Genomic DNA, 13,651 nt, shown 5'->3' with positions numbered 1-13,651 from the left:
AGGTTGTATTGGTGGTCGAAACCATTACCTTAATCTTACTGTTCTGGTTGTTTCCCAAAGAGGTTTTCGCCTGGAAGCGAAGCTGCGGATTGGAAACTGCCGTCAGGTTGATGGCCGGTGTGATTAACCAGTCCTCGAAAGTCTGCGTCCCTCCGGTATTCTGTGCCAAAACCCTCATCGCACCGGGCGCTGAGTTTACCTGAGTGGCAACACCAGTGTAGGTCCACTGTTGTCCTGTTCCAAGTCCATTGTTTGTCACGGTCCAGCCGGCCGGAATGGCAGCTGTCGCATCAAAATTTTCCGAAAACACCTGAGAATACCCAAGCATGGAAAACAATGACATCAAAATTAACAATGTAATTTTTTTCATAATTATTATTTAGGTTTGCTGTATGTTTAATTGTCAAATATAAAATAAATTTAGCGATTGCCTGATATTCCCTGTTGAAAATTCACAAAAAGTCGACCATTTGTTTCAATTTTCACCACCAAAACCGCTGTATTTTATAATTTTTTACTTATAATTTATTCCTATTTTTGCATTTCAATAGATTAAGATGTTAGAAAAAGTATCCCATAATTTTGAAAAAACCGTAATCGTAGGTATTGTTACCCAACAACAAAACGAGGACAAACTCAACGAATATCTCGATGAGTTAGAGTTCCTTACGTTTACCGCAGGTGGTGAGGTCGTGAAGCGTTTTTTCCAAAAAATGGACAAACCCAATCCGAAGACCTTTGTCGGAACCGGAAAACTGGAGGAAATCAACCTGTATATTAAAGAACATGACGTTACAACGGTCATCTTCGACGACGAACTTTCTCCGGCGCAACAAAAAAATATCACGCGGGAACTGGATTGTAAAGTTTTGGACCGCACCAACCTCATCCTGGACATTTTTGCCCAACGCGCCGAGACTTCCTATGCGCGTACGCAGGTGGAATTGGCCCAATGTCAGTATTTGTTGCCAAGACTAACGGGAATGTGGACGCACCTGGAACGCCAGCGTGGGGGAATCGGGATGCGCGGTCCGGGGGAAACGGAAATTGAAACCGACCGTCGTATCGTACGCGACCGCATCGCCTTACTGAAAGAAAAAATCAAAACCATCGACAAGCAAATGGCTGTACAGCGCAGTAACCGCGGGGCTATGGTTCGGGTGGCTCTGGTTGGTTATACCAATGTGGGCAAATCTACTCTGATGAACGCCATCGGTAAAAGCGACGTATTTGTGGAAAATAAACTCTTTGCAACTTTAGACACGACAGTTCGGAAAGTGGTCATCAAGAACCTTCCGTTTTTACTTTCCGATACGGTAGGATTCATCCGTAAATTGCCGACACAATTGGTGGAATCTTTTAAAAGTACTCTGGATGAAGTGCGCGAAGCCGATTTGCTGCTGCACGTTGTCGACATTTCGCATCCGGATTTCGAAGACCATATTGAATCGGTAAACACCATTCTGCAGGATATTAAAAGTGCCGACAAGCCGACCATTATGGTGTTCAATAAAATTGACGCCTACAAGCACCTTACCCTGTCGGACGAAATTCCCGAGGAAAAAACCACGAAACACTATACTTTAGACGATTGGAAGAATACCTGGATGTCGAAAGTAGGGGCCAATCATACCCTGTTTATTTCGGCGACTAACAAACAAAATTTTGAAGAGTTCCGCGAGAAAGTCTATGAAGCCGTGCGTGAAATTCACATTACGCGTTTCCCGTACAACAAATTTCTGTATCCGGATTATAAAGATGCCGTGGAAGAATAAACCACTTCCGCAACATCTTTGCTCCAAACCTTATTGAAAGCCGTAAGTGGCTCCTACGCCTAAAACCTGTCGCGTCTGAAAACCCTCAAAGGCATTATCGTCATAAATCGCCTGGAATGAAAAATTGGTGGTTAAATATTTGTTGATTTTCATCACGATATTCAGTTGGTAATCCAGATCGACGTTTTGCGGGTCTTCAAGGTAATTGGAATACAGGTTAAGGATGTTTTCCGCCGATACATTAGCCATAATTTCATATTTGTAATACGCATTTAGAGCTGCTCCAAACTCATACCGAGTCGTTTTACCGCCATCAACACCAAAGTACGTGACACCGTCGGATAATCCGTCAGTAAAATGGCTGTGTACCACAATCATTTTGGATGTTGCCGGTGCAATGTTTACCTTCAGGTTATCGCTTTTCTTCCACAAAAAACCCGGCCCAAACTGAAAATAGGCCGGAGAAAAGAAATGGGAAATCCGCATGGTGTGGGTTTCCGGATCGAGCCCCGTATCCATCTGGGTCTTGAAATTGAAAAACATCGAGTAGTACCAATGCTCGCCAAAAGCTTTCCGTCCCGCCAACGAATTAAACTCCACTCGGTCATCGGTTTTTTGGGTTTCAACTCCTTTAACCTTATTGACACCGTATGCTGCTAAAAATTTGTTGTCCCAGGTCCAGAGGGAATCTTTGAAGTTGAAGTCGTAATTCAGACTGGCATTTCCAGAGAAATTGTTCTGGCCTCCTGCCAACCAGTTGTTAAACGAAGACTGACTCGCCAAAGCGGTTATAACTCCTTTTTTAACCCACCCTTTGGATCTTTCCTCAGCAGCTGTTTTTAAGGCCTCTTCGTTTTTTTTGAGGTTTTCTTTTTCCGTATTTTGCGCATTTACGCTCATCATTCCGAAAACGCAAAAGGCAAGTAGTGCTATTTTTCTCATAGTCAGAATTTTATGTTTCTACAAAGTAACGAAAATTCTTCAGAAAAATAGGATAAAATCGTTTATACGGCTATTTTTTCTTGTAAAGCGGTACAGAAGAACAGGCTTCGCCAAACATAAGGCTTTTGGCAACAGGCACTAATTTTTGAACCGCCAGAACATACAATTCCTGCGGCACCGGCTTATTGGAACAACCTTTTAAAATAACCGGTTTGTCCTTAAACCCGGAATAGTCCAATTGGTCAAGGGTTTGCTGGTATACGGAAAGCAATAGGTCTTTTCCGGAGCCGTTCACCACTTTTAAGGCGTAAGGCTGCAGGTAAACCGACACCAAAGCATAGGCCCAGGCCGGAAGTATGGCGTCCTCGGAACAATGAAGCGCCACGTAGGCCTCTTTATATTGCGTCCAGTCGTGTGCTTTGAGCTGCTCGCGGAATTCGGCTTCCTTCAGAATAAAGCCACCGAACAGCCATTGCGAAATGTCCAGTTCCACGATGGGTTGCTTCGGAAAATAGTCTTCCAGATCGAATACCTGCAGCGCACTGTTGGCGACTCTGTTGATGATTTCGTCCATAGTTCAGTCGCAGTCGCAGTCGCAGTTTTCAGTTAAAGATACTGTAAACCGAGACTGTAAGCTGCTTACTACTTAAAGCATTCCTAATTCCAGTTTGGCTTCTTCACTCATTAAATCTTTGCTCCAAGGCGGATCGAAAGTGATTTCCACTTCACAGGATTTCACGGCGTCGATGGATTTGATTTTTTCCTCTACTTCCTGCGGCAGGGTTTCCGCCACCGGACAGTTCGGAGAAGTTAAGGTCATCAGTATTTTTACATCGTTGTCTTCGTTGATCATCACGTCGTAAATCAATCCTAATTCGTAAATGTCTACCGGGATTTCCGGGTCGTAAATGCCTTTCAGCACTTTTACAACGTCTTCCCCTAAATTGATGGTATCGTTAAATTCTTCCATTTTTATTGTTTTTAAACATATAACCCACTTAATTTATATGACTTATATGGTGAAAATTAATTCTTGGCCTGAAACGCCAACGCATACATTTTAATTTGCTTGATCATCGACACCAACCCGTTGGCACGCGTGGGCGACAGATGCTCTTTTAATCCGATTTCGTCGATAAAATCCGTATCGGCATCCAGAATCGCTTTCGGTGACTGATTGGAAAAGGCACGCACTAAAATTGCGATGATTCCTTTGGTTAAAATCGCGTCACTGTCGGCGGTGAATACTACGTTTCCGTCTTTTTCTTCGGCATGCACCCACACTTTGGACTGGCAGCCTTTGATAAGGTTGTCCTCTGTTTTGTACTGCTCGTCTATCAGCGGAAGCAATTTCCCCAATTCGATAATGTATTCGTAACGCTGCATCCAGTCGTCGAACATGGAAAACTCGTCTACAATTTCTTCCTGTATGGCTTTAATGGTCATGTTATTCTACTTTATCGCCTATCGCAATGATTTTAGTTACAATTTTTTCAATCTCCGCAGGTGGATAGCCTCCATCGAACGTTGCTGATTGATATGTCATTTCTTTGGTGATTACCCTAAAGTTGGCCATCGGTGCCCCGTCGTAAAAACGCTTTTCGGTTGGTGCTTTTAAATCTTTCAGACCTTCCTTATTAACCGATTGGTACAATGTAACCAACTCATTCCAGTCGGCATCACTGATGTTTAGTGTAACCGTTTTTCCGTTACGTTCAGGGACCACCCAGGCTTTCTTATCAGAAATGGTTATTTTTCGGTAATAGCCGCGTGTGTTGGCTTCATATTCTAAAGTTGGGATAGCTTTTTCCTGCATCGCTGTTTTTGCCGCCAAATCACTTTTTTCAGCTGCTGTTTTCTGGCAATTACAACTGGTTAGTGTTACCACTGTCAACGTTAAAAGAGTAATCAGTTTCATACTTTTTGTATTTAAGTTAACATCATCTGCGCTTTTTTTACCGCTTCCACAAAGATATCAATTTCTTCCCTGGTATTGTAGAACGCAAAACTCGCCCGTATCGTTCCCGGAATATCGAAATACTGCATGATCGGTTGGGCGCAATGATGGCCGGTACGTACCGCTACTCCTAACTTATCGATAATTGTGCCAATGTCGTACGGATGAATCCCTTCAATGTTGAACGAAATCACGGAAGCCTTATTTTCGCTGGTTCCGTAGATTTTCAAACCGTCAATTTCCAGTAATTTCCGGGTGGCATAATCCAGCAATTCCTGTTCGTATTTTGCTATGTTGTCGAAACCGATGCCGTTCAGGTAGTCGATGGCAGTTCCCAATACGATTCCGGCTTCAATGTTTGGCGTTCCGGCTTCGAATTTATGCGGTAACTCCGCGTAGGTGGTTTTCTCAAACGTTACTTCTTTGATCATTTCGCCGCCGCCCTGATACGGGGGTAAGGCATTCAGCCAGTTTTCTTTTCCGTAAAGGATTCCAACTCCGGTCGGACCGCACACTTTATGACCGGAAAACACGTAGAAATCGCAATCGAGTTCCTGCACGTCCGGGCGCAAATGCGGAGTTGCCTGCGCGCCGTCAATTAATACCGCCGCGCCAACTTTATGTGCTTTGTCAATAATCTGTTTAATCGGATTAATGGTTCCCAACGCATTGGAAATATGATTGACCGCCACGATTTTCGTTTTGGAAGAAAGCAGTTTTTCGAATTTGTCCATCCGCAATTCCCCTTGCTCGTTCATTGGAATTACAACCAGTTTCGCACCGGTTTTCTCGCACAAAAACTGCCACGGCACGATATTGCTGTGGTGCTCCAAAGCCGATACCATCACCTCGTCACCTTCTTTTACGAATTTCGCAAAACCGTTGGCTACGAGATTAATCCCCGCCGTCGTTCCGGAAGTGAAAATAATTTCGTGGTTGTATTTTGCATTGAGATGGTTTTGAATTGTGTTTCGCGCTTGCTCATAAGCATCTGTAGCCAACTGGCTGAGGGTATGCACCCCGCGATGGATGTTGGCGTTAAACTCGGTATAATATTGGGCAATCGCATCGATAACCACCTCAGGTTTTTGGGTTGTGGCACCATTGTCAAAATACACCAATGGTTTTCCGTTTACGGTTTGGGACAATATTGGGAATTGTGCTCTTACTTTTTGAACATCAAACATGTTAATTCTAATTTGACACAAATTTACGGCTTGTTATTTTAAATTGATATAAATAAATGATAAAATATCAGAAAGTTTCCCCGGCACCGCCACCGCTGAAACCACCGCCGCCAAAAGGCATCTTATCTTCAGTCGGCGTTATCGCTTTGGTTTGGATTTGCGACGTGACAATTAGGGCCTGGGCATTTAAGAGCAAACTGCTGTCGGCACTCCGGTCGGGTTGGAAGGTGATGCCGGTCGCTTTGTCCTGCAATTTCCTGATAGCCCAAAAACTGATGCCAAAAAGAAGTATTCCGCCCAAAATCAACGCAATTTCCAAAGGTATTACCTGATAGTAGTAGCGAATGGTAAAAATCGAATAGCCCAATGCAAACAAACCGAGGAGCAACATCAGCCGGTCTTTGGTTTTTAACGCATAGCCGATGTAGCAAAGCGGAATCACAAAGGTCAATCCGTAAAAAAGGAACGCCAGAGGAATATCCTTTTCCGGGGTGACTGTAATGTTCATCAAATCTTCGGAGAGTTCCCGAACCACCATGTAATTGACGGAAAAATAAGCTAAAAGCAAAGCAAAACCTTTCACTACCCAAATTACGTTGGAATACAAATAGAAACGCTCGTTCTTTTCAAGTTTTCTACTGATGAAATACAAACCGCAAGCCAAAAGAAATCCAATGAAAGGCAGGAATAATTTATCAAGAAGCGCGTGATTTACAATCAAATCGAACACCAATCCAACTAAACCAATCACACCAACCAAAACGGACAGCGTATGAACATACCGTATACAACAGACAAACCCCAACACCATCATGGTCACAAAAGTTAACGTCGAGGAATCGGTAGTTATACTGATGGCTATGCAGAAAAAGAATGGAATAGACAGTACAAAAGCATCATCCAGTCCGTGATTGAAATAGCCCTGCCGCGCTAAAAATTCCGCACCGAGAATGCCGATAATCGCGTATACAAAGACGATATTTTCAAAATCACTATTCAGCAAAATCCCGAAAAACAACGCCAGAAAACCTGCCACAGCCGATAACAGCAAACAGCCCAAAAGGAAAAAGCCAATCCGAATCAGTAAATTGCTGCTCGAATGAAACAACGTCAAGCGCGAAGTAATGTCCTGCAATTGGGTTTTCGGAATGAATTTCATTCGATACAGTTCTTTAGCCTGAGTGACCAAAGCTTCATTTTCTAAAGTTTCTTTATGATATGCCAGCATGTTTCTCTTTGTTAAAATTACGTACTGCTCTGATAAACATCACAATACAAAATATCACATAACCCGGGGAAATGTAGATAAGCGGTACGACAAAATCCGTAATGTCTATAGCATCCAAGGTTCGGATAAAGAAAATATTGGCGCCTATAAATCCGTAAAGCAACGAAAACACAAACAGCGAAGTAGCCTTGTGTTTATGACTTTCCCTGTAAAAAAACCAAGTGCTTCCCGCTAAAACCGGCAAAAAGCCAAACCAATAGTCTTCAATCAATCCGGCGATGGTGCAAATGCCTAACAAATGCTGCGCGAACGTGTAATACACAAAGTAAAAATGGGCTTTCAGATTTTCCTTCAGACTGTATATAACCCAGAGAATCAGTAGAATCCCGATAAGAATCCCGAAATACACCAAGTTCGGATTGGAATACATCTCGTTTTCAAAAACCGTTTTCGGCGTTAAGGTGATGCCGGCAAAAGCAATCAGGGACGTTATCGCCATAGACAGCACGGTTCGGTTATCGAAATAATACGCCACCGCGAAACACAAGATAGCCGAAAACAGCGAAACCAGACTAAAATCTTCCCCGAAAATGCCGTACTGAAACTGAAGATAACCGGTGAAAATAGTGGCCAGCAGACTTCCGGTCAGGACTACATAATCGTAAACCGGGTTGTCGAAAAGCACTTCTGTTCTGGAAAATCCTTTGGCTTTTTTGAAACTGAAATAAAAGCACACCAGCATCAACACAAAATTCACCGCCAAAATCGCAATATGTCCGATACTGTCGATGTTTTTGTAGATCAAAGTTCCCACGCCGCCGGTAAAGAGCAGCACTGATAGATACAACAGAAACAAAAGTTCCGTATTCAGGGAAAAAAGACCGAGCGCTTTGTATTGTTGTACTTCCTGATGTTGCGCTTCGGAAATGAACCCTTTATCGACAAGTTTTTGGAGTTGATGTTCTGGAAATTGTTCCATCGGATTAGTTTTGATTTACTCAAATATAGGGAAATTGAACGGATGCGAAAATCCTTAAAATAAAAACCGCCTGTTACAGCGGTTTTCTTTATCTCTAAATTGGTTTTGTGCTTACAAATCAAAGCCCATGTTTACCTTCAGCTTCGTAGCGATGATTTTGGCGATTTTAGCCTTCAATTCCGGTATTTTGATACTCGAGGTCACTTCGCTGGTAAACGCGTACATCAGCAGCGCTTTAGCCTCTTTTTTCGGAATGCCGCGTTGTTGCATGTAGAACATGGCATTTTCATCCAGCTGACCGATGGTACATCCGTGGGAACATTTCACATCGTCGGCGAAAATTTCCAATTGCGGTTTCGCGTTGATGGTCGCTTTATCGCTTAACAAAATGTTGTTGTTCTGCTGGAAGGCGTCGGTTTTCTGCGCTTCTTTTTCCACATAGATTTTACCGTTGAACACGCCGGTAGATTGACCATCCAGTATCGTTTTGTAGTTCTGGTGGCTTTCGCAGTTCGGCTGTTCGTGGTTCACCAAAGTATAATGATCGACGTGTTGTTTGTCGCCGATGATGGTAATGCCTTTCAGCGTAGAATCAATGCGTTCCCCGTGATGGTAGAAATTCAGGTTGTTACGAGTCAGGTTTCCTCCGAAAGAGAACGTGTGTACCGAAACGCGGCTTTCCTGTTTCTGGGAGATGTATGTATTATCAATTAAATTCGCAGTCTGCTCGTCGTTTTGTACTTTGTAGTAATCCACGATCGCGCGTTTTTGAGCGAAAATCTCCGTTACCGAATTGGTCAGTACCGGATTTTCATTCAGACTCTGGTGACGCTCCACAATCTGTACATGAGCATTTTCACCAACAATTACCAGATTTCGCGGCTGTACCATCAACGCATCTTCTTTCCCGGTAGAGAAATAGATGATTTCAATCGGTTTTTCCACCACTTTGCTTTTCGGGATGTTGATGTATGCGCCTTCATACGCGAAAGCGGTATTCAACGATGTCAGGCTCTCTTCTTTACTCGCTACTTGATTGAAATACGTGTCGATAATCATCTTGTATTTCGGTTTGGTCAGTGCCGACGACATTAAGCAAACGTCCAGGCCGTCATGCGTGGTGGACGACAAAAACGTACTGAAAACCCCGTCGATAAAGATCACTTTGTAGGTATCCAAATCGTTCAGGAAGTATTTTTTTACATCGCTCACCTCGATGTTGTTTTCCTTTTTCGGGAAGAGGCTGAAATCGTTTTTCAAGACCGCATTCAGCGAGGTATATTTCCAGGCTTCCTCTTTTTTGGTCGGGAATCCTTTTGTTTCAAAATTCTTTAAGGCTGATGTGCGAAGATCGTGTAGTTCGGTACCTACATCCACCTTCTCCTCAAAAGCCATGAACGATGAAATTAGTTTTTCTTTCAATTCCATTGTTTAGCTTTTTAACCAGTCGTACCCTTTTTCTTCTAACTCCAATGCCAAATCTGCACCGCCCGATTTGATAATTTTTCCGTCCATCAACACGTGTACGAAATCCGGAACGATATAGTCTAACAAACGTTGGTAGTGCGTAATCACCACCACGGCATTGTCTTTGCTTTTCAGTTTGTTCACCCCGTTGGCCACGATGCGAAGCGCGTCGATGTCCAGTCCGGAATCGGTTTCGTCCAGAATGGCCAGTTTCGGGTTCAGCATCGCCATTTGGAAGATTTCGTTCCGTTTCTTCTCGCCTCCGGAAAACCCTTCGTTTAACGAACGCGACAAGAATTTACGGTCCATTTCCAATAATTCCGATTTTTCGCGGATCAATTTCAGCATTTCGTTGGCCGGCATTTCTTCCTGACCGTTGGCTTTACGGCTTTCGTTGATGGCGGTTTTGATGAAGTTCGTTACCGAAACCCCTGGTATTTCCACCGGATACTGGAACGATAGAAATACGCCTTTGTGCGCGCGTTCTTCCGGAGCCAGTTCCGAGATGTCTTCGCCGTCTAAGATGATTTCCCCGTCGGTTACTTCGTAGGTTTCGTTTCCGGCAATGATGGAAGACAACGTGGATTTTCCGGCACCGTTCGGTCCCATAATCGCGTGTACTTCTCCGGCTTTTACTTCAAGATTAATTCCTCTTAATATTTCTTTGTCCTCTACTGAGGCATGCAAATTTTTTATAGTTAACATGCTATAGCTATCTTATTGATTTTTAAAAATTGATTATCCCACACTTCCTTCCAACGAAATCTCCAACAGTTTCTGCGCTTCCACAGCAAATTCCATCGGCAGTTTGTTCAAAACATCTCTGCTGAATCCGTTTACGATCAGCGCAATGGCTTTTTCGGTCGGAATACCGCGTTGGTTGCAATAAAACACCTGATCTTCCCCGATTTTGGAAGTGGTTGCCTCATGCTCAATTCTTGCAGTGGTGTTTTTGGATTCGATGTACGGAAACGTGTGCGCCCCACAATTGTTCCCCATCAGTAACGAGTCACATTGCGAGAAGTTCCGCGCGTTTTCGGCTCTGGAGGAAATCTGAACCAGACCGCGGTAACTGTTTTGCGATTTTCCGGCAGAAATTCCTTTGGAAATGATCGTCGATTTGGTGTTTTTCCCCAAGTGTACCATTTTGGTTCCGGTATCGGCCTGCTGAAAGTTGTTGGTTACCGCAATCGAGTAGAATTCCCCGATGGAGTTGTCGCCTTTCAGTACACAAGACGGATATTTCCAGGTTACGGCAGAACCGGTTTCCACCTGTGTCCAGGAGATTTTGGCATTTTTCTCGCACAAACCTCGCTTGGTCACAAAGTTGAACACCCCGCCTTTTCCTTCTTTATTCCCCGGATACCAGTTCTGAACAGTCGAATATTTGATTTCGGCATCGTCTAAAGCAATTAGCTCGACAACGGCTGCGTGCAATTGGTTTTCGTCACGGCTTGGCGCGGTACAGCCTTCAAGGTAAGACACATAACTGCCTTCATCGGCAATGACCAGCGTTCTTTCAAACTGTCCGGTTCCGCCCTGATTGATACGGAAATAGGTAGACAATTCCATCGGACAACGAACGCCTTTCGGAATGTAACAAAATGATCCGTCCGAGAAAACCGCCGAGTTCAACGCGGCATAGAAATTATCGCGTTGCGGTACCACCGATCCGATGTATTTCTGAACCAATTCCGGATGTTCCTGAATCGCCTCGGAAATCGAACAGAAAATGATGCCTTTTTCCGCCAGGGTTTTTTTGAAAGTCGTCGCTACGGAAACCGAGTCCATTACGATATCCACCGCAACGCCCGCCAGTTTCTTTTGCTCGTCTATCGAAATACCCAGTTTTTTGAAGGTTTCCAGCAATTCCGGATCGACCTCATCCAGACTTTGGTATTTGTCTTTTTTCTTCGGTGCCGAATAATAGGAAATGGCTTGGAAATCGGGTTTTTCGTAATGCACGTTCGCCCAGTTAGGTTCCTCCATTTCGGTCCAGGCGCGGAAAGCTTCCAGACGCCATTCGGTCATCCATTCGGGTTCGTTTTTCTTTTTGGAAATGGCACGAACAATGTCTTCGTTCAGTCCCGCAGGAAACGTTTCCGATTCGATGTCGGTATAAAAACCGTATTCGTATTCTTTATTTTCGAGTTCGACTTTTAAGTCGTCTTCTGTGTATTTACTCATTTTTAAAATTTAAAAATTGAAAAATTGAAAGATTGAAAGATTGAAAGATTTTTTAACGCTTTAAACCTTCTAATTTTTTATTTTCTGTCTTCGAATCCAGATACTTAATAAAATTGGAAATGTTCTGAGAAATTTCAACGCTTAACTGCAAACTTTCCTGAATTTCAGCCTGCGTACAAAACTCTAATTCTCTTGCTAAAATCAACATGTTTCTGACTTCAGCACAACTTCCTTTTGCAATTTTCAAAAAACGGACAAATTGCTTGTTGTTATTATATTCAGATCCTTCGGCAATATTATTTGTTATTGAAATAACCGCTCTTTTCATTTGGTCTTTAAAACCAAATTCCTTTTCGATTGAAGATTGGTTCAAAATTCTAAAAACCTGTTTTGTTAATACAACTCCTTTTTTATGAACCTCAAATTCTTCAAACGATTTTGTCATAATCTTTAAATCATTAAATTTTTTAATCTTTTAATGATTTACAGCGAAAAACTCTCGCCGCATCCGCAGGTTCTTTGCGCATTCGGGTTGTTGAACACGAATCCTTTTCCGTTCAGTCCTCCGGAATATTCCAAAGTGGTTCCTACCAAGTACAGGAAACTTTTTTTGTCTACGGCAATTTTTATATCGTTGTCTTCGAACACCTTATCGTCTTCGCTTAAAGTTTTGTCAAACTTTAATTCATACGACAGACCGGAGCAACCGCCACTTTTTACGCCCACGCGAACGTAGTCCGTAGTCGTGCTAAACCCGTCATCCTCCATTAAAAGTGCGATGCGTTTTTTTGCGCTTTCTGAAACTTTAATCATAATATTAAAACAGATTAATTCTAATTTACTGCAAAGATATTACATAAAACCATTATTACCTAACTGCTAACATTTTTATAACTTATTCTGGGATAGTCTTTTTTTATCCGGCGATTTAAATTGCCGATTTCCGCAAGATTTCTTACTTTGCAGACACAATTTTAAGCAGCAAACTCATGAAAATTTACCCGATAGAAGCCGGAAATTTCAAATTGGACGGTGGCGCCATGTTTGGCGTGGTTCCGAAAACCATCTGGAGCAAAACGAATCCGGCCGACAACAACAATTTAATCGATATCGCCGCACGCTGCATGCTGATTGAAGACGGCAACCGCCTGATTTTAATCGATACCGGCATGGGCGACAAACAGTCCGAGAAGTTTTTCGGCTATTATTCGCTTTGGGGCGATCATTCGTTGGATAAATCGTTGGCGAAACACGGTTTTCACCGCGATGATGTAACCGATGTATTCATGACACACCTGCATTTCGACCATTGCGGCGGCAGCGTAATCTGGAACAAAGACCGCACCGGCTACGAAGTGGCGTTTAAAAATGCTGTGTACTGGAGCAACGGCAACCACTGGGAATGGGCCACAAAACCCAATCCAAGAGAAAAAGCATCTTTTCTGTCGGAAAATATTTTGCCGATGCAGGAAAGCGGGCAGCTCAAATTTATCGACCGACCGGAAGCGGATTTTGGCTTTTCCAAAGAACTGAATTTTGACATTTTTTATGTGGACGGCCATACCGAAAAGCAAATGATTCCGCACATCAACTATAACGGAAAGACCATTGTCTTCTGTGCCGATTTGTTAGCCACAGCCGGACACGTTCCGATTCCGTATGTGATGGGCTACGATACGCGACCGTTGCTAACCATGCCGGAAAAAACAAAATTCCTGAATGCAGCAGCGGAAAACAACTACTATTTGTGGCTGGAGCACGATGCCCACAACCAGATTGTCACCGTGGAACACACCGAAAAAGGCGTTCGTTTAAAAGACGTGCTGCGTTGCGAAGACGTTTTGTAACCTTTTAACAGCTTTCTAACGTCTTGACCCGAAAGCTGTTAATTTTCTATTAATTTTTAATTGATATGTCAATTATTTCAAA

General features: G+C 43.2%; 16 protein-coding genes. 2 read left to right on the top strand and 14 right to left on the bottom strand.

Translation table 11 applies throughout. From position 1 onward, the window contains the following. Positions 1-370, bottom strand: a 370-nt coding sequence (locus G498_RS0107640; protein ID WP_026980639.1) for a choice-of-anchor J domain-containing protein, incomplete at its 3' end; no start/stop codon positions are given. Positions 371-557: 187 nt separating this feature from the next. On the opposite strand from G498_RS0107640, the gene hflX reads away from it, so the two are divergent. After that, positions 558-1,775 carry a GTPase HflX gene (gene hflX / locus G498_RS0107635; protein ID WP_026980638.1) on the top strand — a complete coding sequence of 406 codons (1,218 nt, stop codon included), beginning with the start codon at positions 558-560 and terminating at the stop codon, positions 1,773-1,775. A 30-nt stretch (positions 1,776-1,805) separates the two neighbouring features. Here hflX and G498_RS0107630 read toward each other — a convergent pair whose 3' ends face one another. From G498_RS0107630 to G498_RS0107570, 13 genes are all read right to left on the bottom strand, one after another. Continuing rightward, positions 1,806-2,717, bottom strand: a complete 912-nt coding sequence (locus G498_RS0107630; RefSeq protein ID WP_026980637.1) for a DUF3078 domain-containing protein — start codon at positions 2,715-2,717, stop codon at positions 1,806-1,808. Between the two features lie 70 nt (positions 2,718-2,787). Next, positions 2,788-3,291, bottom strand: coding sequence for a DUF2480 family protein (locus tag G498_RS0107625; RefSeq protein WP_026980636.1), 504 nt, complete (start codon positions 3,289-3,291; stop codon positions 2,788-2,790). Positions 3,292-3,363: 72 nt separating this feature from the next. Then, a complete protein-coding gene (locus G498_RS0107620; protein WP_026980635.1) occupies positions 3,364-3,687 on the bottom strand; it encodes an SUF system Fe-S cluster assembly protein in 324 nt (107 codons plus the stop codon). Between the two features lie 56 nt (positions 3,688-3,743). Next, on the bottom strand, positions 3,744-4,163 hold the full coding sequence (locus G498_RS0107615) for a SufE family protein (RefSeq protein WP_026980634.1): 420 nt from the start codon (positions 4,161-4,163) through the stop codon (positions 3,744-3,746). 1 nt (position 4,164) lies between these two features. Continuing rightward, positions 4,165-4,635, bottom strand: a complete 471-nt coding sequence (locus G498_RS0107610; RefSeq protein ID WP_026980633.1) for a hypothetical protein — start codon at positions 4,633-4,635, stop codon at positions 4,165-4,167. 11 nt (positions 4,636-4,646) lie between these two features. Then, positions 4,647-5,861: an aminotransferase class V-fold PLP-dependent enzyme gene (locus tag G498_RS0107605; RefSeq protein WP_026980632.1), complete on the bottom strand. Its 1,215-nt coding sequence runs from the start codon at positions 5,859-5,861 to the stop codon at positions 4,647-4,649. Between the two features lie 67 nt (positions 5,862-5,928). Beyond that, positions 5,929-7,089, bottom strand: a complete 1,161-nt coding sequence (locus G498_RS0107600; RefSeq protein ID WP_026980631.1) for a hypothetical protein — start codon at positions 7,087-7,089, stop codon at positions 5,929-5,931. Then, positions 7,073-8,068: a DUF2157 domain-containing protein gene (locus G498_RS0107595; protein WP_026980630.1), complete on the bottom strand. Its 996-nt coding sequence runs from the start codon at positions 8,066-8,068 to the stop codon at positions 7,073-7,075. Before G498_RS0107595 ends, G498_RS0107600 begins: the two co-directional genes overlap by 17 nt. A 111-nt stretch (positions 8,069-8,179) precedes the next feature. Beyond that, positions 8,180-9,496 (bottom strand): Fe-S cluster assembly protein SufD, encoded by a 1,317-nt coding sequence (sufD, locus tag G498_RS0107590; RefSeq protein ID WP_026980629.1) that lies wholly within the window; start codon positions 9,494-9,496, stop codon positions 8,180-8,182. Positions 9,497-9,499: 3 nt separating this feature from the next. Beyond that, positions 9,500-10,240 carry a Fe-S cluster assembly ATPase SufC gene (gene sufC / locus G498_RS0107585; protein ID WP_026980628.1) on the bottom strand — a complete coding sequence of 247 codons (741 nt, stop codon included), beginning with the start codon at positions 10,238-10,240 and terminating at the stop codon, positions 9,500-9,502. 33 nt (positions 10,241-10,273) lie between these two features. Continuing rightward, a complete protein-coding gene (gene sufB, locus G498_RS0107580) occupies positions 10,274-11,722 on the bottom strand; it encodes a Fe-S cluster assembly protein SufB (protein WP_026980627.1) in 1,449 nt (482 codons plus the stop codon). A gap of 52 nt (positions 11,723-11,774) precedes the next feature. Then, entirely contained in the window at positions 11,775-12,167 is a 393-nt protein-coding gene (locus G498_RS14820) for a four helix bundle protein (RefSeq protein ID WP_035744588.1), read from the bottom strand. Positions 12,168-12,205: 38 nt separating this feature from the next. After that, the gene (locus G498_RS0107570; protein ID WP_026980626.1) at positions 12,206-12,535 is read right to left on the bottom strand and encodes a HesB/IscA family protein; all 330 of its coding nucleotides are present in this window, start codon (positions 12,533-12,535) and stop codon (positions 12,206-12,208) included. Between the two features lie 176 nt (positions 12,536-12,711). Between G498_RS0107570 and G498_RS0107565 the strand changes: the two genes are divergently transcribed. Next, positions 12,712-13,569 carry an MBL fold metallo-hydrolase gene (locus G498_RS0107565; RefSeq protein ID WP_026980625.1) on the top strand — a complete coding sequence of 286 codons (858 nt, stop codon included), beginning with the start codon at positions 12,712-12,714 and terminating at the stop codon, positions 13,567-13,569. Positions 13,570-13,651 lie beyond the last annotated feature (82 nt).

Source organism: Flavobacterium suncheonense GH29-5 = DSM 17707, assembly GCF_000430025.1.
Taxonomy (GTDB): domain Bacteria; phylum Bacteroidota; class Bacteroidia; order Flavobacteriales; family Flavobacteriaceae; genus Flavobacterium; species Flavobacterium suncheonense.
This window is presented reverse-complemented; position numbering and strand designations above follow the sequence as displayed.